The following is a 19707-nucleotide window of genomic DNA, read 5'->3' on the forward strand; positions in this document are numbered from 1 at the left end:
AAAAGACCGGTTGGCGGGTCATAGACAAGCTCGCAGTGTCACACCAAAAAGATCCGTTTACAAACATTCTCGAATGTAAGTATATTTGCGCTCTAATTCCCAGTATCCACCTCGGCTATCTGCCAGGTACCGCCCCCCCTGCGGCTCGAATCACTTAGACATGAGGTCCTTTCAGATGCAGAAGAAGCCAGCCTTCGCCGCTATGGTTTCCGCTATCGCTCTGGCCACGCTGACGCTTGCTGGCTGCAGCGACCAGGCGGCTCCGCCACCGCGCCAGGCGCCGACCGTCGGCATCGTCACGCTGCAGGCAGAGCCCTACACGCTGACCACCGAGCTGCCCGGCAGAACCGCCGCCTTCCGCATCGCCGAGGTGCGCCCACAGGTCAACGGCATCATCCAGAAGCGCCTGTTCAAGGAAGGTTCTGAAGTCAAGGCCGGTCAGCAGCTGTATCAGATCGATTCCTCGGTCTACGTGGCCGCCGCCAAGAGCGCGGAAGCGACCCTGGCGTCGGCCAAGTCGCTGGCCGAGCGCTACAAGAGCCTGGTGTCCGATCAGGCGGTAAGCCGCCAGGCGTACGACGAAGCCCAGGCCGCGCGTCTGCAGGCCGAGGCCGCGCTGGAGCAGGCGCGCATCGACGTGCGCTATACCAAGGTGCTGGCGCCCATCGCCGGCAACATCGGTCGCTCGGCGGTCACCGAGGGCGCGCTGGTCAGCAACGGCCAGACCAACGCCATGGCCACCATCCAGCAGCTCGACCCGATCTACGTCGACGTGACCCAGCCGACCAAGGACCTGCTGCGCCTGCGCCGCGATCTGGAAAGCGGCCAGTTGCAGAAGGCCAGCGATACCGCCGCCAAGGTGCAGCTGCGCCTGGAAGATGGCAGCACCTACGAGCACGAAGGCACCCTGGAATTCTCCGAGGTATCGGTCGACGAAGGCACCGGCTCGGTAACCCTGCGCGCCGTGTTCCCCAACCCCGATCACACCCTGCTGCCCGGCATGTTCGTGCATGCCCGCCTGCCTGCTGGGGTGAACAAGGAAGCGATTCTCGCGCCTCAGCAAGGCATCACCCGCAATCCCAAAGGTGAGCCGACCGCGCTGGTGGTCAACGCCGAGAACAAGGTCGAGCTGCGTCAGCTCAAGGCCGAGCGCACCGACGGCAATCGCTGGGTGGTGCTCGATGGCCTGAAGTCCGGCGACAAGCTGATCACCGAAGGCCTGCAGTTCGTGCAGCCCGGTGCCGAGGTGAAAACCACCGAGGCGAAGAACGTGGCTGCGCCGAACCAGGCGGCGGCTGACCAGGCTGAACCCGAACAGGCCGAAAGCCGCTAAGGAGCGATTACACGATGTCGAATTTCTTCATCGACAGGCCGATTTTCGCCTGGGTGATCGCCTTGGTGATCATGCTGGCCGGCGGTCTGTCCATCCTCAAACTGCCGGTCAACCAGTACCCGAGCATCGCCGCACCCGCCGTGAGCATCCAGGTCAACTACCCGGGTGCCTCCGCACAGACCGTGCAGGACACCGTGGTGCAGGTGATCGAGCAGCAGATGAACGGTATCGACGGGCTGCGCTACATCAGCTCGGCGAGTAACTCCGATGGCAGCATGGAGATCACCGTCACCTTCAACCAGGGCACCAACCCGGATATCGCCCAGGTTCAGGTACAGAACAAGCTGCAGCTGGCTACCCCGCTGCTGCCCCAGGAAGTCCAGCAGCAGGGCCTGCGCGTTACCAAGGCGGTGAAGAACTTCCTGCTGGTGATCGGCGTGGTGTCCACTGATGGCAGCATGACCAACCAGGATCTCTCCAACTACATCGTCGCCAACATGCAGGATCCTATTTCCCGCACACCTGGCGTTGGTGACTTCCAGGTGTTCGGTGCTCAGTACGCCATGCGTATCTGGCTCGATCCGGCCAAACTCAACAACTTCCAGCTGACCCCAAGCGATGTGCGCAGCGCCGTGCAGGCGCAGAACGTGCAGATTTCCTCCGGCCAGTTCGGCGGCCTGCCGGCCAGCCCTGGCCAGCAGCTCAACGCCACCATCATCGGCAAGACCCGCCTGCAGACCCCGGAGCAGTTCCGCGACATTCTGCTCAAGGTCAACCGTGACGGCTCCCAGGTACGCCTCGGTGATGTCGCCAAGGTCGAGCTGGGCGGCGAGAACTACAACATCCGTGCGCAGTTCAACGGCAACGCCGCATCCGGTCTGGCGATCAAGCTGGCCAGCGGTGCCAACGCCCTGGATACCGCCAAGGCGATCCGCGCCACCATCGACCAGCTCAAGCCATTCTTCCCGGCCGGTATGGAAGTGGTGATGCCGTACGACTCCACGCCGGTGGTAGAGGAGTCGATCCATGGCGTGATCATGACCCTGATCGAAGCCTTCGTGCTGGTGTTCCTGGTCATGTACCTGTTCCTGCAGAACTTCCGCGCCACGCTGATTCCCACCCTGGCTGTACCGGTGGTGCTGCTCGGCACCTTCGGCGTGCTGGCGGTATTCGGTTACAGCATCAACACCCTGACCATGTTCGCCATGATTCTGGCCATCGGCCTGTTGGTGGACGATGCCATCGTGGTGGTCGAGAACGTCGAGCGGGTGATGCGCGAAGAGGGGTTGTCGCCGCTCGAAGCGACGCGCAAATCCATGGGCCAGATCCAGGGCGCGCTGGTGGGCATCGGCGTGGTGCTGTCGGCGGTACTGCTGCCAATGGCATTTTTCGGCGGCTCGGTGGGGGTGATCTATCGGCAGTTTTCGATCACCATCGTTTCGGCCATGGTGCTCTCGGTAATCCTCGCGCTGATCTTCACCCCGGCGCTGTGCGCCACCATGCTCAAGCCGATTGCCAAGGGCGACCACCATGAGAAGCGCGGCTTCTTCGGCTGGTTCAACCGCACCTTCGAGCGTAGCGTCGACAGTTATGAGCGCGGTGTGCGTGGGGTGGTCAAGCGCAAGGCACCGTTCCTGATCATCTATGCGGTGATCGTCGCGATTGCCGGCTGGCTGTTCACCCTGATCCCGTCGGCGTTTCTGCCCGAGGAAGACCAGGGCGTACTGTTCGCCCAGGTGCAGACGCCATCGGGCTCGAGCGCTGCGCGTACCCAGGCGGTCGTCGACGACATGCGCAAGTACCTGCTCGAAGACGAGAAGGACGTGGTCAACTCGGTGTTCACCGTGACTGGCTTCAACTTCGCCGGCCGTGGCCAGAGCTCGGGCATGGCGTTCATCATGCTCAAGCCGTGGTCCGAGCGTACCGCAGCCGGTACCAGCGTCGCCGAGTTGGCGCAGCGCGCCCAGGGCCGCTTCTTCGGTGGTGAGTTCCGCGATGCGATGGTGTTCGCCTTCGCCCCGCCAGCGGTGATGGAACTGGGTAACGCCACCGGCTTCAACCTGTTCCTGCAGGACCGCGCCGGCGTCGGCCAGGCCACCCTGAACGAAGCCCGTGACAAGTTCCTGCAACTGGCCAATCAGAGCCCGGTGCTGAGCAGCGTGCGTGCCAACGGCCTGCTCGACGAGCCGCAGTACAAGCTGCTGATCGATGACGAGAAGGTGCGCACCCTGGGTGTGTCGCTGGCGGATGTGAACAGCACCCTGCAGATCGCCTGGGGCGGCAGCTACGTCAACGACTTCATCGACAAGGGCCGGGTCAAGAAGGTCTACCTGCAGGGTCAGAGCGACTCGCGGATGAACCCCGAAGACCTGAGCAAATGGCACGTACGCAACGACCAGGGCCAGATGGTGCCGTTCAGCGCCTTCGCCACCGGCGAATGGACCTACGGTTCACCCAAGCTGTCGCGCTATAACGGTGTGAGCGCCATCGAGATTCTCGGTGCGCCGGCGCCGGGCCACAGCTCCGGTGAGGCGATGGCCGAGGTCGAGCGCATTGCCGCCGAGCTGCCACAGGGCATCGGTTACGACTGGACAGGCCAATCCTACGAGGAGCGCCTGGCGGGTTCGCAAACCCTGGCCCTCTACGCGCTGTCGCTGCTGGTGGTGTTCCTCTGCCTGGCGGCACTCTACGAGAGCTGGTCGATCCCGTTCTCGGTGATCCTGGTGGTGCCGCTGGGTATTCTCGGTGCACTGCTGTTCACCCTGGGGCGCGGGCTTTCCAACGACGTGTTCTTCCAGGTGGGCCTGATCACCACCATCGGCTTGTCGGCGCGTAACGCGATCCTCATCGTCGAGTTCGCCAAGGCGTTGCACGAGCAGGGCAAGAGCCATCTCGAGGCGGCCGTCGAGGCGTGCCGCATGCGTCTGCGGCCGATCATCATGACCTCCCTGGCGTTCATCCTCGGCGTGGTGCCGCTGGCCATCGCCAGCGGTGCGGGCTCAGGCAGCAAACACGCCATCGGTACCGGCGTGATCGGCGGTATGCTTACCGCCGCGGTTCTGGCGATCTTCTGGATTCCGCTGTTCTATGTGGTGGTCAGCTCGATGTTCAAGGACAAGAGCGTCAAACAATCCAATGATGAGGAGGCCGTCCAGTGAGGCAGTCCCTGTTGTCCCTGGCAGTCGCGAGCATCGTGCTCAGCGGCTGCACCATGATCCCTGACTACCAGCGCCCCAGTGCGCCCGTCGACACTGCCTGGCCCCAGGGCCAGGCGTACCAGGGCAGCGCCGTGCAGGGTTCGGTCGCCGCGGCCGACCTCGGCTGGCGCGAGTTCCTGCGTGACCCGGCGCTGCAGCGCCTGGTGGAAACCGCGCTGAACAACAACCGCGACCTGCGCGTGGCGGCGTTGAACGTCGAGGCCTACCAGGCCCAGTACCGCATCCAGCGTTCCGAGCTGTTCCCCAACGTCTCGGCCGATGGCAGCGGTACCCGCCAGCGCACGCCGGCGGACCTGTCGCAGACCGGGCGCTCCACCGTCGGGGGGCAGTACAGTGCCACGGTCGGTGTGAATGCCTGGGAGGTGGACTTCTTCGGGCGCCTGCGCAGCCTCAACGAGCAGACCCTGCAGCAGTATTTCGCCACCGAAGAGGCGCAGCGCAGCACGCAGATCAGCCTGATCGCCAGTGTGGCCAACGCCTACCTGACCTTGCAGGCCGATGAAGCCTTGCTGAAGGTGACCCGGGAGACCCTGGGCACCTTCCAGCGCAGCCTGGAGCTGACCCAGCGCAGCTTCGATGTCGGCGTGACCGATGCCCTGTCCCTGAGCCAGGCGCGTACGTCGGTGCAGACCGCCCAGGCCAACCTGGCGCAGTACACCCGCCAGGTCGCCCAGGATCGCAACGCCCTGGGCGTGTTGCTGGGTGGCCCGGTGCCGACCGACCTGCCGCAAGGCGAAGGCCTGGACAAGCAACTGCTGGCCGAGGTGCCGGCGGGGCTGCCGTCCGACCTGCTGCAACGTCGCCCCGACGTGCTGCAGGCCGAGCGCGAACTGCTCGCCGCCAATGCCAGCATTGGCGCCGCCCGCGCGGCGTTCTTCCCAAGCATCAGCCTGACCGCCAACGCCGGCACCGCCAGCCGTCAGCTGTCGGGCCTGTTCGACGGTGGTTCGGGCACCTGGCTGTTCCAGCCGCAGATCAACCTGCCGATCTTCACCGCCGGTCGCCTGCGTGCCAACCTCGACTATGCCGAGATCCAGAAGAACATCCAGGTGGCCAACTACGAGAAAGCGGTGCAGACCGCCTTCCAGGAAGTTGCCGATGGCCTGGCGGCGCGCGGCACGTTCGAGGAGCAACTGCAGGCGCAGCGCAGCCTGGTGGAAACCTCCGAGAACTACTACGACCTGGCCGACCGGCGCTTTCGCACCGGGGTGGACAGCTACCTGACCCTGCTCGATGCCCAGCGCCAGCTGTTCAGCGCCCAGCAGCAGCTGATCGGCGTACGCCTGTCGCAGCTCACCAGCGAGATCAACCTGTACAAGGCGCTCGGCGGTGGCTGGAACGAACGCACCCAGACCACGCCGGCAACCGCGGCCGCACCGCAGTCCTGAGCGGCTGCCAGCCACGAAAAAGCCCCGCAATCGCGGGGCTTTTTCATGTCTGCCGATCGGTTACTGCGGCGTCTGCACCCTGGTCGCGCTGCTCATCTTGTGGCGGACCAGCTGGATCAGCCCCGGCAGGATCGACACCACGATGATGCCGATGATCAGGTAGTGCAAGTTGCTCTGCACCGCCGGCAGGTTGCCGAAGAAGTAGCCGCCGTAGGTGAACAGGGTGACCCAGAGGATCGCGCCGACCACGTTGTAGGCGGCGAAATGGGCGTAACTCATGTGGCCCATGCCGGCGACGAAGGGCGCGAAGGTGCGCACGATCGGCACGAAGCGCGCGAGGATGATGGTCTTGCCGCCATGGCGGGCATAGAACTGCTGGGTGATTTCCAGGTGGCGCCGACGAAACAGCTTGGAGTCGGGGTTGCGGAACAGCCGTTGGCCCATGAAGCGGCCAATGGTGTAGTTCAGCGCGTCGCCAAGTATCGCCGCGGTGATCAGCAGCGCCACCAGCAGGTGCACGTTCATGGCACCGTGCACGGCGATGGCGCCGGCCACGAACAGCAAGGAGTCACCCGGCAGGAAGGGCGTGACCACCAGGCCGGTTTCGCAAAAGATGATCAGGAACAGGATCGCGTAGATCCAGGTGCCGTATTGGGCGGTCAGGGCCGCCAGGTGCTGGTCGATATGCAGAATGAAATCGATAACCAGGTGAATGAATTCCATCAAAGGCTCCAACGATAGGGCAGCCCGCTGTCCATCGGGCAGGATGCTTGGGGGCGGTATGCGCGCAGTGGCATGCAAAGGCGCGAGGCTGAGGTTTGAGCCTGCGGCATGGCAAGCGTTCCCTACGGCGGGGAGGGGGGCGATGAACGTGGGGGGGAGCGTGGCCGCGGCTATGGCTTGACGCGTGGCTGGATATGCAGCTCGGTGGTTTGCGCGTCCTTGGCCTGCAAGGTCGCGGGGTCGCGCTTGTTGCCGTCCTGCTGGGCGCGCTGTTTGGCAAGCGCGGCCATGCGCTCGGACCAGGCAAATTGCAGCTCACGGTACTGCGGCGCCACAGCTGCGCTGTTCAGGCGCGCCTGCTCCTGCCAAAACTCGGCATCACCGCGCCACCAGGGATCTTCGCCCGCTGCCACCGGCTCGACGGGAGCGACCGGCGGCGTTGCTGCCGGGGCGACCTTGATGGTGGTCGGTGCCGCCTGCTGCGGCACCAGGCGGGCGAACAGGTGGGCACCCCCATACGCCAGCGCGGCGCCAACGGCAACCGCCAGGGCGCTACGCGCGAACTCGCTGCGCGGGCTTTTGGGTTTGCTTGCTGAAACTTTCATCATCCATCCCTAGAGGAGAAAGAACCGACACGAGTCATGGCGGCACCTGCGTGAATGATAGCCACTTGCGCGGCGCCGTTGAGCTTTATTTACGTGTCGGCACCGCGTGCCAGAGCGCTTACTTGCCCTTGATGATGCGTTGGATGGTGCCGGTGTTGTTGTTCAGCAACACGTAGTCGGTACCGATCTTCACCCAGTGCTCGTGTTCCTTGTCTTCGGGCTCCGGCAGGTTGTGCTTTTTCAGGTCCTTGATCGCGTAGTCGTCACGCCAGTACTTGTGCGGTGCCGGGGTGCCTTCCTCGAGATCACCGATGTGCATCGGATCCTTGGCTTGCGGATCTTCCTGCTTGGGTTGCTGCTTGAGCACCTGATCCTGATAGGCCTCACGGGCGGGTTCCTGCTCTTTCGGGTCGGCCGCATGGGCCAGGCCGCTGGCCAACAGGGCGCCGAACAAGATGCTGAGGGTAGGCGTGGTTTTCATGTGACTCTCCTTAATCCGTGTCCATATCAATGGACAGGGACAGGTTGCGGAAAACTCAACCTAAATTTTTGCCCCCCAACGGCCTGTCGTCTTGTTATACCGCGTTGCCAGCGGCCCTTTGGCGCACGCCGCCGAACGGCAGCTTTTTTCCATGAACCTTCAGGCTGCGGGGCGGCACTATCTATTCAAGTTCCCGATTCGAGTGAGTCATGCCTATTCCCGTTTTTCTTGCCCTGGTATTCGGCTGCGTCGGCGCCGTACTCATGGGCATCGGCCTTTCCCGGCGTCGTGTCAGCCGCAACTGGTTGTGTGCGCAAGGGCGGATCATCGCCAGCGACTGGGGGCTGAGCACGCCGAGCCGTTACCCACGTTTCGAATGGCGCGACGCCGAAGGCAACCTGCACATGCACGAGAGCAGCATGAGCAGCTGGCGCCACTACCGTAAAGGCGATCCGGTGCCGGTGCGCTACGACCCGACGTTCCCCAAGCGGGCGGTGATCGATACCCCGGTGCAGCGCGGCGCCTCGTTCTTCTGGCTGGGCGTGCTGCTGTGCGGCATTGCCGGGCTGTTCCTGCTGGTCGAGCTGCTGCTCAACTGAGCCGCTCACCCTCCAGCCGCTCTGCGGGGCGGCTACGACCATCTGAGCACATACGTCCAATAAAGCTGCGCGACGCAGCGGCATAGTGGCTGCACGGTCGGCTACAGCCACGGGCTTGCCGATCGTCACGCCGCAGGCCTTGGCCTTGCGGGTCGATTTCCCGTCGATTGACGGTATGCCTATCAGGCCGCACGAACCGGTTTACGGCTGTACACTGAACTTGCAGCTGCCGATGCAGCTCTGATGATCAGGCAGACAGATCATCACCAGCCAGGAGGGCGAGATCATGGGACCGGAAGACCGAGAGTGGTGGCGCGAAGGCCGCCGACAGCGGGGGCAAAACGCTTCCTGGGACAACTTCAGCGCCAAGCCCGGCCCCAAGGGCGGCAATGTGCTGCGCATACAGCGGCCACTCAAACTGAGTACCGTGCCTCCCTACCTGCAACTGCAAGCCCAGCAGTTGATCGACAGCCGTGAAAACACCAGCACCAGCCGGATACTGCTTATCCTCGGCGTGGTGACGGTTGCGGCGCTGATCGTGGCGGGGTTTCTGGTGATCTAGTCACGAGCGACTTGGTCTTATGCTGGCCGGCTCATGGCCTCCAGTATTCGGTCTAATCAGCGCTGGCGAAACCAAGGAGGTAATCCCATGACTGGTGTACCTCTGCAAGCCAAGAAGGCTTACTGCGCCAAGACCCGCCGCTCGAACTACGCGGCCAGCCTGCGTCTCGAAGGGTTCAACACGACCCAGACCGATGCCGAGCGTAAGCTCCCGACCCGTGAGGCCGCTTTGAAGGCTGCGCGGTCTAGCCAGACCTGATTCTCGACAAGTACGCTGTCGGTCAGGACACTTACTGTTACCCAGGCACCGATGTTCTTTGCAAGCGTTTTGGCCTGAACCCCGGGCCCCAGCATCGTGAACAGCGCCACCTCCCGTTGTAGGCACTGGGAGCCAGTAAAAACGGGGTTTCTAGTCTTTCTTCGATGTCATAACCCTTCACGAATCGGCCGCCAAGACGCACCTTGGAAACCTAATTTTGTTGCGTGTTGCGCAACATGCTAGGCTTCGCCAATGATTAAATCTTTCCAGCACAAAGGGCTACGCAAGCTCTTCGAAACGGGCAGCACGGCGGGCGTACAAGCAGCCCATGCCAAGCGGCTACGGATGCAGCTGGCAGCCTTGGATACAGCCATGACGGTAGACGACATGGATATCCCTGGCTTCCGCCTGCATCCACTCAGGGGGGAAATGCGTGGGCGCTGGTCGATCATGGTGAACGGCAACTGGCGGCTGACGTTCGAGTTTCGCGACGGAAACGCTTATGTCCTGGACTATGAGGATTATCACTGATGAACATGCACAACCCGCCCCATCCCGGTGAATTCATCACCGATATTTACTTGGCGCCGAACGGTATTAGCGGACGTGAGCTGGCCGAAAAGCTGCGGGTAGCCCCCTCGACCCTAAGCCGTGTACTCAAGGGCACTAGCCGTGTGACGCCGGAAATGGCCCTGCGCCTCTCGATAGCGCTTGGTCGCTCGCCTGAAAGCTGGCTAGCCATGCAGGATGCTTACGACTTGTGGAATGCCCGCCAACATGTAGACCTGCAGCAGGTTGGAAGGCTGGCATTTACATGAGCGGGTCAAGGCTGAAGACTCCAGCCTTAAGCGCAACCTTCCCTTTGGGCCCGCCCCCGGCGATGTCTACGATTGGCGGGGGAATTGCGCCCTGTTGATATCTCGAAAGGCGGAATGCATTTCTGCAATGTGACCCGTATCGAGGCTGAATCCACCAAGTTGTTCAGGCTAGTAGCTTCAGCTGGCGGGTTCGAAGCAGTGGCTCGGTCAGCCCTGGTTGTGGCCGCTGCAGAACTGCACGGCGATCTGAATATCATCCACCGGTTTCGTGACGGTAATGGCCGGGCTCAGCGAATTCTGTTCGAACACCTGATCATCAACGCCGGCCATCAGATTGACTGGTGGTGCTTTTAAAAGTGCTTTTTAGCGTGCTATTTTGCACCTGCTTAACCCGTGTTCGTACACTAACTTATGAAGAAAAGTCCTGCTTGCGATAGCTCGGCCGGTAAAGAAGACAGCTCAGATTGGCCCCATTGAGGCCTTTGGGGTGGCCAGTAACATAGAGATCAGGCCCTAACGATAGCGAGAACAGGTGGCTATGGCGATGACATACGCGGTGCTGGCTGACGTTGCGGCGTCAGTGACAGACCTTAAAAAAGACCCAATGGGCACCATTCGTGAAGGCGGTGGCGAAACGGTCGTGATCCTCAATCGAAATGAGCCAGCGTTCTATGCCGTGCCCCCTGCACGCTACGAGGCCATGCTGGAGCTGATTGATGATTTGCGTCTGGCTGAAGTCGTACGTGAGCGGCGTGGTGAATCCACCGTTCGAGTAGATATCGATGACCTCATCGCGCAAGCCGGCGGAGCCGACTAGCTACGCCCTGGAGTTCAACGCCCAGGCACTCAAGGAGTGGGGCAAGCTTGGCAACACCATTCAGTTGCAGTTCGCCAAGAAGCTCAAGGAGCGTCTCGAGAATCCCAGGGTCGAAGCCGACAGGCTTCGGTCTATGCCCAACTGCTACAAGATCAAGCTGCGCTCTATTGGTTACCGCCTGGTGTATGAAGTGATCGACAACCGTCTGGTTGTCACCGTGATCGCTGTCGGTAAGCGGGAGCGAAGCAAGGTTTATGGCAGTGCTACCAAGCGTTTGTAAGTAGCTTCGAGGCATACACGGCCCACCGCACCCGGCTAGAACCGTTCTGGTTTCGTGGCGAGCAGATTCTGTGCTTTAAAAATAGCGGAAAGAAAAAAAGGCTTACCTTTCGGAAAACCCTTGTTTTGTTTGGTGGCTACGCAGGGACTTGAACCCCGGACCCCAGCATTATGAATCTCTTGATTTGCTACCTGCTGTTACAGAGCGAGCCAGAAACTCACGTCCTTCGGGGTTTCTAACCCACGAATCTGCATAGCTTTTCAGAGATAACTGGCCTCGTAGTCACCAATCGCCTAGCTGCTGCTAACCGCTTCTCAGCACCGTTATCGGGCATCTCATGCCTTTACACCCAATTTCCGTCCGGGTATCTTCATGCTGTCGATATGATGGCAGGGAGGTTAGGTATGAATTTTCCGGTTCAAGGTAATTTAGATCTTCATGTAGAGAAAGAAGTCGAAATTGACGGCGTAGGCATGGGGGTCTTGACCGACGGCACGCCATATTTGACTAGCCGGGGCTTGGCACGACTCTGCGGCGTTGAGAGCTCTACGATTGTCCGTATGGGGGCTGAGTGGCTTGAGGATGTTCAGCGGCCAAGAATTACTAAAATTAAGCAGATATTAGAGCAGAGATCGCTAAGTCTTGCTTCGCCTTATATCCAAGTCGACGGTAATACCTATTGGACTGGAGCTGTTTGCTTAGCTGTTCTTGAATATTACGCCTTTGACGCATCTCAAAGCGATAGCGCAATTGCTCTTCAGCACTTCCGGACCTTGGCTGGGCGCGGTTTTCAAGAGTTTGTCTATGCTCAAGTTGGGTATGACCCAAACCAGCGAATTGATCAGCAATGGCAGAAGTATCATGACCGCGTTTCTTTGGTCTATAACTCTGTTCCAAACGGATACTTTGGTATCTTCAAGGAAATTGCAGACATGATTGTCACGCTTGGGCAGAACGGGCTTTATACAGACGAGAAGTTTGTTCCTGACATAAGTGTCGGTCGCATCTGGAGTGGCCATTGGACTGGTAACAATTTAGAGCAGGTTTTCGGCCCGCGTATTAAATATGAACACAACTTTCCGGATTACTATCCGCAGGCAGCGGCAAATCCGCAGGAGCCATGGTGCTACCCAGAAGCTGCCCTAGGTGAATTTAGGAAGTGGTTCAGAGAGGTTTATATCGATAAAGGTAAGTTTGCAACATACTTACAGAATCAGGAGAAAGCTAAAGCCTTGCCCCCAGCTTTTAGTCAGCAAGCCATTGAGGCGTTTACAAAAAAAAATAACAAACTAAATTAGAGCTGTTGATCGGCTCATTGTTTGAATGTTGGGGGCGCAAGTGCTCAAGGCTAATGTCTCGATAACTTTTCTTTCTGCGCTCTCATATTCCCTCTTGCTAAACATTTTGATGAGTAACTCTTCTTCAAGTTTACTGTCGTTGAAGAGGTCTAGGAAAGCACCTTTCCCTTCGCTCAGAAGCCTCAGGTTTCCTTGTGACTTTGTAGCCTGAGTCTCTATGTCGTATTGACTCTGTCCTACTACTATGAGATTTCTTTTATATTTGAGAGCTGCTTTCGAAGCATGCAGGCTTCCGCCTTTGATATCAGTTTGTATCAATGTTACTGCAGCTGATAGCGCCGCCTGCACGCGATCCCTTTGTACGAAGTTCGTTTTAAAAGTAGGGGTGTTGTACGCGTATTCCGATACGAGCAGCCCACCAGTCATAGTTATTTCAGTCGCCAGGGCTTTGTTCTCTGCAGGGTAGACTTTCTCTAATCCATGAGCAAGAACTGCCGCTGTTTTTCCGTTATTTTCTAAACATGTTTTATGGGCGATTGAGTCGATTCCTTTTGCTAATCCACTAACGATTGTCCATCCTCGCTCAGTAAACCAAGCTGTTACACGTTCTGCAATTACTGCCCCATGCTCTGTCGGTTCTCTAGTACCAATGATCGCAAGACTTTTTTTATTCAAAATTTCAGTATTACCTGAACAAAAAAGTATAGGGGGGGCATCAGGGATGTTTTCTAGTAACTCTGGATAGTCGTGGTCAAAAATTGTGAGTATTTTGTGCCCCATTTCATGCGCTTTGTCGATATTCCTTTTCGCATATTCTTCAGCTTTTAATAAGTCATCATGCCCCATTTTCTTTTTTATCATGGGCAAAAAGCTTAAAAGTTCTTTTGTCGGGGTGTTGAATATTTCGAGATCTAATTTCTTTAACGATAGGAGGGTCTTAGCGCCAACTCCAGGGAGGGCGCTAAGAAATAATGTTTTTTCTGTTTTGGCAGAAAATTCCATTAATTTATATTCTCTGAGTAGCTGCACTTAGGGTCCATGTTCCATCCTTCGCAAGAAAGGAATGGCTTGTTTTTGCGCTTATTCATTTTTCGATGCATGGATCTTGCGCATTTAGGACATTTTTTTACTTCAATTGGTTCCGAGTGCTTACATTTGTTTATTTCGTCATTATAGCCTGTGCAGCCCCAAAATCGTATATTTGTAGCCTTGTTTTTGTTTATTCGCATTGTTCGCCCACACGCTGGGCACTCTTTTTGTGTATCGGTAATACTGACTGTTTTTGCTAAAGTAACACCTATAACTTGGCTTGCGCCGTGCGACATTAGTAATTCATATGCCCTGGCAAATGTTGCCCCGGTTGTCATTACGTCATCAATCACTAGAATCGTCTTGCCGCGAATGTCGTCTAGTCGTTCTTGGTTGATTTGGAGCGTTTCACTAATCTCTGCCGAGCGGCCTTCTAATGGCAGAGTTTTGAGGCTATTAGCCCCCTCGATGAACCACAGGATGTCGTCTATAAATTCAGATTCGCAACTTGTCGCTGCTTCTACTCTGCCAAGCATCTCTTCAAGGCGTTTAAATTTTTCCTGTTTGGCAGGTATCACCGTAATAATGTCAAAATGCTTTTTCTTCTTGAAAATGTATTCTGGTATCTTTTCGACGCAGTGTGCAAATAGCTCCACCCAGTATTCTGGAGCTGTAAAGTTTGGGTCAAGCTCTTTTTTGAATATGTCTAATGACAGCTTATGCGCATCGTGTAGACGTGATGTAATTAAACTTTTTTGGCTGAAGTATCTGCCAAAGCATAAGACTTTTAAATCATCTCTCAGGGTCACTACGTTCGATGACAAGTCTAAAGGCGCAAAATAAAGCCTCTTTTTCATGAAATTGAACGTTGATAGTTCTGCACATTTTTCAGCGATTAGCTTTATTTCTTCCGGGGTGTCTAGTTCGTCAATTAGATGCTTTGCAGTCATGACCGCGGCTGGCATTTGCGAAATTGGCTTTCCATTTCCCCAGCCTGGAACAATTGGTTGCACTCCTGCGCGATAAGCTGCGACTATGTCTATGTAATCGTCCCCTACATAGAATATGTCATCCCCAGCTTTAAGTTTTAAGGCGCGCAGTGCCAGGTTGATACCCTCGGGAGAGGGTTTCATGCCCTCCGCTTTTACATCTGTATATGTAACTACAGTTTCAAATATGTCTAAGTTTAGGTGTGCAAGTATTTTTTCTGCGTAGCGTCTTCCAGAGTTCGTCACAACTCCCAGCTTTATTTTTTTCTCTACTAAAACATTGAGAAGCTCTAAACATTCTGGGTAGATAGAGATGTTACTCAGTTTTTTTTCTGTAAGAAGATCATACATGCCAGTTTCACGTATGACTTTCAGTGAATCGGTGTTAGCGATAGTGTTGTCTAGGTCAAATAGCACTGCCGTTATCATGCTTCCCTCTCATTATTAGTTTTGATCCATTTTTCGCATGTGCACTCCCACGACTAGTCGTGCCGTGTATGTATGAGTTTCTATGCTTTCTATTTACTTAGGGGCAGGGGACTTGAGGCCGAGAAGGCTCTCGCGCTATCGGTCATCATTCCTTCGGGCGTACCAGCGCCTAACAACTTCTTTTGTGATCGCTATCCCGCGCTTTGACCGGTCAAGTTTCTGCTTGCCTCAGCATAATCAGGGTCAATCTGGCCGGTCTCTGGAGAAGTCATCCCTGTCCTTAGCCACAGAGAGTACTCAGGGTAGCAACGTGCTATCAAGTCCAGTTCGTTGGTGCGTAGGTTCGCCCGCTTGTCATAGCGGATGGTCTTGCACCTTTCTTCCTTTAGGCCAGTGGCTTCGCCTACCTCACGATGTCCCATCACTGACATAAAGTGTCTAACGCGATCCTGTGTTGATTCCATAAAGATCTAAAAAAACTCTTCGTTGAAATATTCCACAACTCAAGCGAGGTGGTATTATTCCACTCGATTAGTGGAAATATTCCACATATACCGATGTGATGATCGAAGGATTATAGGGGCTTTGCATGGAACAGTCTGGAATAGTGGGGTTCGACACACAGGGAAACCCGGAGCGCGTCAACGACCTGCGTGACGCGCCGTTTTGCTCAAAGCACGTGTTCGCCAAGCTGCTTGGCATCGACGTGATTACTGAAGACGTCGTACGCGGCTGGATAGAATCCGGCACCGTCCCGACCGCCAAGATTGGCCGTCACCGCGTTATCAACCTGCACCGCATCCGCCGTGATATGGAACGCGGTAAGACCGTGTTCTGTGCAGGGGACTACGGCGATGACTAAGCCCTCTAAAGTACCCGCCCTGTTTTCTGTTCAGCAATTCAAAGACCTCTGCGTCTGGCTGTTCTGGCTCTCGGCTTACGTCGCCTTCTGTGTGCTGTTTAGCCACCTGTTCAAAAGTCTTTGGGCACTGGTCGTCGATGTGCCTGTACAGGCCATCGCCGCAATCGTCGCCGCTTCTATCGGTGCAATCGCTATCGGTTTCCGCATAGCCATGGGGGAGGGCAGATGATCAATGCAAAAGTACCTGCACCAGCCCCACAGGCCGGACTGCGACTGCTCTGTCTGCTATGTCAAAAGACTGGGGCCTATCAGCCTGTCGCAACCCTGCGCCCAATGCCGCCCCGTTCGCTGTTTTCCGGTCGTTGGCCAAATGCGACTGGTGAACGGGCACTGGCTGCACGTGAGCAATACGTATCGCTGGGTCTCGGGCTTTACCTGTCCCCAGCACTCACCAACCCCGCGCCCGCCTCGTTACTGGTACGTGGTGGAAAACATCGGCAAGCCAACGCCCTACGTCCCGCGCTGGGATCTGTTCGAGCTGGAGTCTGAGCAATGCCCGGCATCGTCCTGACCGTCGCCCAAGCCGCTGAGCTGTTGCCGTTGGCCAGCCAGCAGCTTGCCCGCGCACAGATCCAACAGGACGCTGCCGACCAAAAGGGCATTCCCGAACGCTGGGACGTTCAGGAATGGCAAGAAATCGTCATGGCCCTACAAGGCCCGGTTGTTCATGGAGTGGTGTATGTCGCCTGAGCTGTTCGTTGTGATCACGTACTGCCTGTTGGTCATCTGCTTCGTGACCCTCGGCCTGCTGTTCGCTTTCTTACTGCTGCGCCGTGAGTTTTGCCCGCGCCGTGGTGGGCAGCCGAATCAGTCGCCTCCGGCGTCCGTGACTGGCCAACGCGATCACCCGGCCAGTTCACCGCAAGCACCGCCAGTCGCGGGCGACGGTGGCGAAATGGGATGACAAGGGCAAGGCCCTTGGTGTTGATAGGTTGAAGTAATAACAGGGGGTTTGAAGTAATCGTTAAACCCACATTAATCCGCACTGTTTCACAGCAATATGATATTTGCCTATCCACGGAATTATCACTAGCAAGTCGCGTATAAATACACCCGTAAACCCTTAGCAAGTCGAGTTCTCCGGTAACTATAGCGAAATATACCGCTTTAGTTGCGCGGCATCGTTCGGCCTGCAAAAGACTAAATCGCGCAATAACGCGCAACTTAAAGAGGAAATACCCAATGGCACGTTCGACTATGGAAGTTGCATTCCTGAGCACTCAGAAACTTGCGTTCAGCCAAAACGGCAATGACGTGAAAATCGTGAAAGTGTTCTACGGCGATGAACCGGACGGCGAAACCGAAAACGGCCTGTCCATCGTCAGCATGGATGTTCCCTTGGAAGTAGCCGACGAAGTATTCGCCGCCGGTGCCAAGTTCGACCCGCTCGAAAAAGTCCGCATCACCTTTGAGGTGGCTCGTGCCGGTAAGCAGAAGGGCAACAACCGCTGCCTGCATATCGAGTCCGTCGATTCCAAAGCCCGCACCACTGCAAGCCCGGCGCCTGCTGCCAACACCGGCAAGCCTGCCGACCCGGCCAAAGCCTAACCCTGATCGCCTGGAGCACACCGCATGGGAATCGAAGCCTATTTGGCCAACGTCACCCTCGGTGATCTCTGGGCCCTGCAGTTCATTCAAGGCGTGGTGATGATCGCCGCCCTTGGCCTTATCCACGGGCACCAGAGGTAACGGTTTATGGCTTTCACCTGGGGGCAGTACCTCGTTATCGCTGGGCTCTTTGTGGGTGCTCTCGGGATTGGCGTGTCCTGGGGGGCCTTCCGGCTGGGCTGGAAGGAAATCGTCGACGCTTCAACCAACTGAGGAAACAACTCATGTACCAAAGCAAAAAAGAAGCTGCCATTCGTGGCAGCCAGCTCGTACAGAACGAGACCAGTGTCGGTAAAGCACTGGGCGGCAAATCGCTCGCTCTGATCACTGCCGGTGCGGCCTCGCTGACTGCCGGTTCCGCCAATGCTGCAATCACCGTCCCGCCTGAGCTGCTGGAAGTCTTCACCGATCTGGCACTCGCGTTCGGCACCCTGATGGCTGCCGGTGCCGTGCTGTTCGGCGTCATCCGTGGTGGTGTGGCCCTGTTCAAAATCGCCGGTCGCGTGTTCAGCGCTGCGGGCGCCTAAACAGGGTTGGGGGTCGACTGATGCGTACGGCTTTCGGCCTCCGCCTGCTGCTTGCTCTCACCCTTATGGGGTGGGGGCAGTTTGTTTTTGCTGAGGATTATCAATGGACAACGGGTGGATATGCTCCGTCGCGAGCTTCATCGGCGTCAGCTTCATGCACCATATTTGCTAATTGGTACCCTAATGCTACTTCACCTTCTGTTCGTAATATTGGTGACGGCGACCTTCGTTGCGTCATAGTCAATGGTATTAACTGGCGTGAAGAGTTTTACACTATCTCTAGGTCTGGCGACTCTTGCCCTGAGCCTGGCAGTGTTCTTAATGCGCAGGCTGGTGAATGCTCGCCACCTCCAAATGCTTGCGAGCCTCTAGCGGGCCAGCGCTTCAGCTTCTTCGCCAACGTTCCTAACGGTGGCTCTAGCCTTCCTGGCGAATACATCTGTAACCAAGGTTGCCGCGCGGCATGGTCTGGCGAGTGCGGCACTAATGATCAAGGCGTTTCCGCGTGCTGGGGCCTTGCCACCTACAACGGTCAGGTCTGCGAAAGCGGTGACACTCCTTCCGGTATTGGCACACCGCCGAAAGATCCTAGTGAACCCACTGACCCGACCACGCCAACCGATCCCACTGAGCCAACAGACCCTACCGATCCACCACCGACTTGCGGCCCCGGCTACAGCTGGTCTGGCACTACCTGCGTAAAAGATCCGCCAAAGGTCTGCGATCCGTCCACGGGCGAAGTCTGCCCGCCAACTGATCCCACCGGCCCGACCAACCCCACCGACCCAACTGACCCCAATAACCCTGGCGACGGTGGCGATGGTGACGGCTCCGGCGATGGCGACGGAGAGCCAGGCACGCCCGGTGGTGACGGTGACGGCGACAAAGAAAAGCTCGGCCCGAAAATCGACAAGACGAACAGCCTGCTCGATGGCATCAGCAAGGCGCTGGGCAACCTGGGCGATGCCTTCAAAGAGTTTGCTGAGGATGTTCTGGGCGAGAAGTACGACGGCGAAGGTGAAGGCGATGAATCCAGCATTGGCGAAGCCGCTGCAGGGCTCGCCGGCAATCTCGCGGGTGCCTTCGGACAGGGCATGACGGACACGCTCGCGGCTCAGGAAGCCTCTGACATTTCCACCCTGTCGGACATCTCCAACATCGTTAACAACGAGTGGTTTGGCCCCGGCACGGCGGCCTATAAGGCCATCTACCTCATAGATGGCGTATTGCCTCGTAGCACCTCGTGCTCGCCCTTCGACATAAAAATCGATGCCGACAGGCTGCACACCAACCTGCGCCTAGACGCCTGCGAGCTGAGCCGTATCAAGCCATTGCTCGAGTGGATCATCTGGATGCTCACCCTTATCGGAGTGTGGCGCATCGCCTATGCCGGTCTTCGGCTGGAAAACGCTAAAGCTGAGAAAGGAGGCTTCTGATGTTCGGGCTTCGCTGGATTACCGGTTGGCTGGGCAAGTTCTTCCCCAACCTGTTCAAACGCCTCAATGGTTGGTTGCTGGCCTTTATCACGCCGCTGATTGCGCCGTTTTTCGAGTTCATCACCAAGTTCTTTCGCAAGGTCGTCTTGTTCCTCGCGATTATCGCCGCCATCGGCGTTCTGCTGATGGCCTTTGCCGCCGCTATCAACGGCATTGCCGGTGGGTTGGTGAATGCTATGGCGCCCGACCTGATCAGTTTCGGCCGCATGTTTCTGCCTTCCAACCTCAGCGCGGGCATCACCATTTTGCTGTTCGCCCGGCTGCAGTCGCTGATTTTCATGTGGGCACACCGCCTCACCGAAAAGTTTATCCACACCTGAGGATCAC

Annotated in this window: 26 protein-coding genes; 21 read left to right on the forward strand and 5 right to left on the reverse strand. The window is 57.4% G+C overall.

Features of this window, described 5'->3' with window-relative positions; all coding sequences use genetic code 11:
- Positions 1 to 175 precede the first annotated feature (175 nt).
- From QYS36_RS03740 to QYS36_RS03750, 3 genes are read left to right on the forward strand one after another with little or no spacing between them, the layout of a single operon-like run.
- Positions 176 to 1333, forward strand: a complete 1158-nt coding sequence (locus QYS36_RS03740; RefSeq protein WP_308838227.1) for an efflux RND transporter periplasmic adaptor subunit — start codon at positions 176 to 178, stop codon at positions 1331 to 1333.
- 14 nt (positions 1334 to 1347) lie between these two features.
- Positions 1348 to 4491, forward strand: a complete 3144-nt coding sequence (locus QYS36_RS03745) for an efflux RND transporter permease subunit (RefSeq protein ID WP_308838228.1) — start codon at positions 1348 to 1350, stop codon at positions 4489 to 4491.
- Positions 4488 to 5939 carry an AdeC/AdeK/OprM family multidrug efflux complex outer membrane factor gene (locus QYS36_RS03750; RefSeq protein WP_308838229.1) on the forward strand — a complete coding sequence of 484 codons (1452 nt, stop codon included), beginning with the start codon at positions 4488 to 4490 and terminating at the stop codon, positions 5937 to 5939. Before QYS36_RS03745 ends, QYS36_RS03750 begins: the two co-directional genes overlap by 4 nt.
- 60 nt (positions 5940 to 5999) lie before the next feature.
- Here the strand turns inward: QYS36_RS03750 and QYS36_RS03755 are convergent, their stop codons facing one another.
- The 3 genes from QYS36_RS03755 to QYS36_RS03765 all read right to left on the reverse strand — a co-directional run bounded on the left by QYS36_RS03755 (position 6000) and on the right by QYS36_RS03765 (position 7748).
- A complete protein-coding gene (locus QYS36_RS03755; RefSeq protein ID WP_308838230.1) occupies positions 6000 to 6662 on the reverse strand; it encodes a DedA family protein in 663 nt (220 codons plus the stop codon).
- Positions 6663 to 6832: 170 nt separating this feature from the next.
- Entirely contained in the window at positions 6833 to 7267 is a 435-nt protein-coding gene (locus QYS36_RS03760; protein ID WP_308838231.1) for a hypothetical protein, read from the reverse strand.
- 118 nt (positions 7268 to 7385) lie between these two features.
- Positions 7386 to 7748 carry an RcnB family protein gene (locus QYS36_RS03765; RefSeq protein WP_308838232.1) on the reverse strand — a complete coding sequence of 121 codons (363 nt, stop codon included), beginning with the start codon at positions 7746 to 7748 and terminating at the stop codon, positions 7386 to 7388.
- A gap of 209 nt (positions 7749 to 7957) precedes the next feature.
- Between QYS36_RS03765 and QYS36_RS03770 the strand changes: the two genes are divergently transcribed.
- The 9 genes from QYS36_RS03770 (at position 7958) to QYS36_RS03810 (ending at position 12380) form a co-directional block, all read left to right on the forward strand.
- Positions 7958 to 8347 carry a DUF3592 domain-containing protein gene (locus tag QYS36_RS03770; RefSeq protein ID WP_308838233.1) on the forward strand — a complete coding sequence of 130 codons (390 nt, stop codon included), beginning with the start codon at positions 7958 to 7960 and terminating at the stop codon, positions 8345 to 8347.
- 286 nt (positions 8348 to 8633) lie between these two features.
- On the forward strand, positions 8634 to 8909 hold the full coding sequence (locus QYS36_RS03775; protein WP_192424034.1) for a hypothetical protein: 276 nt from the start codon (positions 8634 to 8636) through the stop codon (positions 8907 to 8909).
- An 87-nt stretch (positions 8910 to 8996) separates the two neighbouring features.
- Positions 8997 to 9167 (forward strand): YhfG family protein, encoded by a 171-nt coding sequence (locus QYS36_RS03780; protein ID WP_192424036.1) that lies wholly within the window; start codon positions 8997 to 8999, stop codon positions 9165 to 9167.
- 252 nt (positions 9168 to 9419) lie between these two features.
- Positions 9420 to 9698: a type II toxin-antitoxin system RelE/ParE family toxin gene (locus tag QYS36_RS03785; RefSeq protein ID WP_192424038.1), complete on the forward strand. Its 279-nt coding sequence runs from the start codon at positions 9420 to 9422 to the stop codon at positions 9696 to 9698.
- Positions 9698 to 9985, forward strand: coding sequence for a HigA family addiction module antitoxin (locus tag QYS36_RS03790; RefSeq protein ID WP_192424040.1), 288 nt, complete (start codon positions 9698 to 9700; stop codon positions 9983 to 9985). Before QYS36_RS03785 ends, QYS36_RS03790 begins: the two co-directional genes overlap by 1 nt.
- Positions 9986 to 10099: 114 nt before the next feature.
- Positions 10100 to 10339, forward strand: a complete 240-nt coding sequence (locus QYS36_RS03795) for a Fic family protein (RefSeq protein ID WP_308838234.1) — start codon at positions 10100 to 10102, stop codon at positions 10337 to 10339.
- A gap of 190 nt (positions 10340 to 10529) precedes the next feature.
- Positions 10530 to 10802, forward strand: coding sequence for a type II toxin-antitoxin system Phd/YefM family antitoxin (locus QYS36_RS03800; RefSeq protein ID WP_308838514.1), 273 nt, complete (start codon positions 10530 to 10532; stop codon positions 10800 to 10802).
- Complete coding sequence (locus QYS36_RS03805) at positions 10768 to 11082, forward strand: type II toxin-antitoxin system RelE/ParE family toxin (RefSeq protein ID WP_308838235.1); 315 nt, start codon at positions 10768 to 10770, stop codon at positions 11080 to 11082. Before QYS36_RS03800 ends, QYS36_RS03805 begins: the two co-directional genes overlap by 35 nt.
- Positions 11083 to 11486: 404 nt before the next feature.
- Complete coding sequence (locus QYS36_RS03810; RefSeq protein ID WP_308838236.1) at positions 11487 to 12380, forward strand: hypothetical protein; 894 nt, start codon at positions 11487 to 11489, stop codon at positions 12378 to 12380.
- Here QYS36_RS03810 and dprA read toward each other — a convergent pair.
- The gene (gene dprA, locus QYS36_RS03815) at positions 12372 to 13409 is read right to left on the reverse strand and encodes a DNA-processing protein DprA (RefSeq protein WP_308838237.1); all 1038 of its coding nucleotides are present in this window, start codon (positions 13407 to 13409) and stop codon (positions 12372 to 12374) included. The two genes, QYS36_RS03810 and dprA, sit on opposite strands and share 9 nt — an antisense overlap.
- Positions 13382 to 14827, reverse strand: coding sequence for an HAD-IA family hydrolase (locus QYS36_RS03820; protein WP_308838238.1), 1446 nt, complete (start codon positions 14825 to 14827; stop codon positions 13382 to 13384). The genes dprA and QYS36_RS03820 overlap by 28 nt, the downstream gene beginning before the upstream one ends.
- A gap of 589 nt (positions 14828 to 15416) precedes the next feature.
- Between QYS36_RS03820 and QYS36_RS03825 the strand changes: the two genes are divergently transcribed.
- The 9 genes from QYS36_RS03825 (at position 15417) to QYS36_RS03865 (ending at position 19700) form a co-directional block, all read left to right on the forward strand.
- A complete protein-coding gene (locus QYS36_RS03825; RefSeq protein ID WP_192424053.1) occupies positions 15417 to 15689 on the forward strand; it encodes a DNA-binding protein in 273 nt (90 codons plus the stop codon).
- Complete coding sequence (locus tag QYS36_RS03830) at positions 15682 to 15918, forward strand: hypothetical protein (protein ID WP_308838239.1); 237 nt, start codon at positions 15682 to 15684, stop codon at positions 15916 to 15918. Before QYS36_RS03825 ends, QYS36_RS03830 begins: the two co-directional genes overlap by 8 nt.
- Positions 15919 to 15921: 3 nt before the next feature.
- A complete protein-coding gene (locus QYS36_RS03835) occupies positions 15922 to 16260 on the forward strand; it encodes a DUF5447 family protein (RefSeq protein ID WP_308838240.1) in 339 nt (112 codons plus the stop codon).
- The gene (locus tag QYS36_RS03840; RefSeq protein WP_308838241.1) at positions 16242 to 16439 is read left to right on the forward strand and encodes a hypothetical protein; all 198 of its coding nucleotides are present in this window, start codon (positions 16242 to 16244) and stop codon (positions 16437 to 16439) included. The genes QYS36_RS03835 and QYS36_RS03840 overlap by 19 nt, the downstream gene beginning before the upstream one ends.
- Positions 16429 to 16653 carry a hypothetical protein gene (locus tag QYS36_RS03845; RefSeq protein ID WP_308838242.1) on the forward strand — a complete coding sequence of 75 codons (225 nt, stop codon included), beginning with the start codon at positions 16429 to 16431 and terminating at the stop codon, positions 16651 to 16653. The genes QYS36_RS03840 and QYS36_RS03845 overlap by 11 nt, the downstream gene beginning before the upstream one ends.
- Positions 16654 to 16931: 278 nt before the next feature.
- Positions 16932 to 17297 (forward strand): hypothetical protein, encoded by a 366-nt coding sequence (locus tag QYS36_RS03850; protein ID WP_308838243.1) that lies wholly within the window; start codon positions 16932 to 16934, stop codon positions 17295 to 17297.
- Between the two features lie 284 nt (positions 17298 to 17581).
- The gene (locus QYS36_RS03855; RefSeq protein WP_308838244.1) at positions 17582 to 17884 is read left to right on the forward strand and encodes a hypothetical protein; all 303 of its coding nucleotides are present in this window, start codon (positions 17582 to 17584) and stop codon (positions 17882 to 17884) included.
- A gap of 20 nt (positions 17885 to 17904) precedes the next feature.
- Positions 17905 to 19320 (forward strand): hypothetical protein, encoded by a 1416-nt coding sequence (locus QYS36_RS03860; protein ID WP_308838245.1) that lies wholly within the window; start codon positions 17905 to 17907, stop codon positions 19318 to 19320.
- Positions 19320 to 19700 (forward strand): hypothetical protein, encoded by a 381-nt coding sequence (locus QYS36_RS03865; protein WP_093505210.1) that lies wholly within the window; start codon positions 19320 to 19322, stop codon positions 19698 to 19700. Before QYS36_RS03860 ends, QYS36_RS03865 begins: the two co-directional genes overlap by 1 nt.
- Positions 19701 to 19707: the final 7 nt, after the last annotated feature.

The sequence above is a fragment of the Pseudomonas sp. G34 genome (genome assembly GCF_031119625.1).
Lineage (GTDB): Bacteria > Pseudomonadota > Gammaproteobacteria > Pseudomonadales > Pseudomonadaceae > Aquipseudomonas.

Bases quoted from the DNA above. Each gene is read 5' to 3' on its own strand.
- QYS36_RS03865 (WP_093505210.1), top strand. From the start codon at position 19,320: ATGTTCGGGCTTCGCTGGATTACCGGTTGGCTGGGCAAGTTCTTCCCC.
- QYS36_RS03805 (WP_308838235.1), top strand. From the start codon at position 10,768: ATGACCTCATCGCGCAAGCCGGCGGAGCCGACTAGCTACGCCCTGGAG.
- QYS36_RS03745 (WP_308838228.1), top strand. From the start codon at position 1,348: ATGTCGAATTTCTTCATCGACAGGCCGATTTTCGCCTGGGTGATCGCC.
- QYS36_RS03755 (WP_308838230.1), bottom strand. From the start codon at position 6,662: ATGGAATTCATTCACCTGGTTATCGATTTCATTCTGCATATCGACCAG.
- QYS36_RS03845 (WP_308838242.1), top strand. From the start codon at position 16,429: ATGTCGCCTGAGCTGTTCGTTGTGATCACGTACTGCCTGTTGGTCATC.
- QYS36_RS03780 (WP_192424036.1), top strand. From the start codon at position 8,997: ATGACTGGTGTACCTCTGCAAGCCAAGAAGGCTTACTGCGCCAAGACC.
- QYS36_RS03855 (WP_308838244.1), top strand. From the start codon at position 17,582: ATGTACCAAAGCAAAAAAGAAGCTGCCATTCGTGGCAGCCAGCTCGTA.
- QYS36_RS03760 (WP_308838231.1), bottom strand. From the start codon at position 7,267: ATGAAAGTTTCAGCAAGCAAACCCAAAAGCCCGCGCAGCGAGTTCGCG.
- QYS36_RS03740 (WP_308838227.1), top strand. From the start codon at position 176: ATGCAGAAGAAGCCAGCCTTCGCCGCTATGGTTTCCGCTATCGCTCTG.
- QYS36_RS03825 (WP_192424053.1), top strand. From the start codon at position 15,417: ATGGAACAGTCTGGAATAGTGGGGTTCGACACACAGGGAAACCCGGAG.
- QYS36_RS03840 (WP_308838241.1), top strand. From the start codon at position 16,242: ATGCCCGGCATCGTCCTGACCGTCGCCCAAGCCGCTGAGCTGTTGCCG.
- QYS36_RS03800 (WP_308838514.1), top strand. From the start codon at position 10,530: ATGACATACGCGGTGCTGGCTGACGTTGCGGCGTCAGTGACAGACCTT.
- QYS36_RS03820 (WP_308838238.1), bottom strand. From the start codon at position 14,827: ATGATAACGGCAGTGCTATTTGACCTAGACAACACTATCGCTAACACC.
- QYS36_RS03770 (WP_308838233.1), top strand. From the start codon at position 7,958: ATGCCTATTCCCGTTTTTCTTGCCCTGGTATTCGGCTGCGTCGGCGCC.
- QYS36_RS03775 (WP_192424034.1), top strand. From the start codon at position 8,634: ATGGGACCGGAAGACCGAGAGTGGTGGCGCGAAGGCCGCCGACAGCGG.
- QYS36_RS03790 (WP_192424040.1), top strand. From the start codon at position 9,698: ATGAACATGCACAACCCGCCCCATCCCGGTGAATTCATCACCGATATT.
- QYS36_RS03830 (WP_308838239.1), top strand. From the start codon at position 15,682: ATGACTAAGCCCTCTAAAGTACCCGCCCTGTTTTCTGTTCAGCAATTC.
- QYS36_RS03850 (WP_308838243.1), top strand. From the start codon at position 16,932: ATGGCACGTTCGACTATGGAAGTTGCATTCCTGAGCACTCAGAAACTT.
- QYS36_RS03785 (WP_192424038.1), top strand. From the start codon at position 9,420: ATGATTAAATCTTTCCAGCACAAAGGGCTACGCAAGCTCTTCGAAACG.
- QYS36_RS03765 (WP_308838232.1), bottom strand. From the start codon at position 7,748: ATGAAAACCACGCCTACCCTCAGCATCTTGTTCGGCGCCCTGTTGGCC.
- QYS36_RS03860 (WP_308838245.1), top strand. From the start codon at position 17,905: ATGCGTACGGCTTTCGGCCTCCGCCTGCTGCTTGCTCTCACCCTTATG.
- QYS36_RS03810 (WP_308838236.1), top strand. From the start codon at position 11,487: ATGAATTTTCCGGTTCAAGGTAATTTAGATCTTCATGTAGAGAAAGAA.
- QYS36_RS03835 (WP_308838240.1), top strand. From the start codon at position 15,922: ATGCAAAAGTACCTGCACCAGCCCCACAGGCCGGACTGCGACTGCTCT.
- QYS36_RS03795 (WP_308838234.1), top strand. From the start codon at position 10,100: ATGCATTTCTGCAATGTGACCCGTATCGAGGCTGAATCCACCAAGTTG.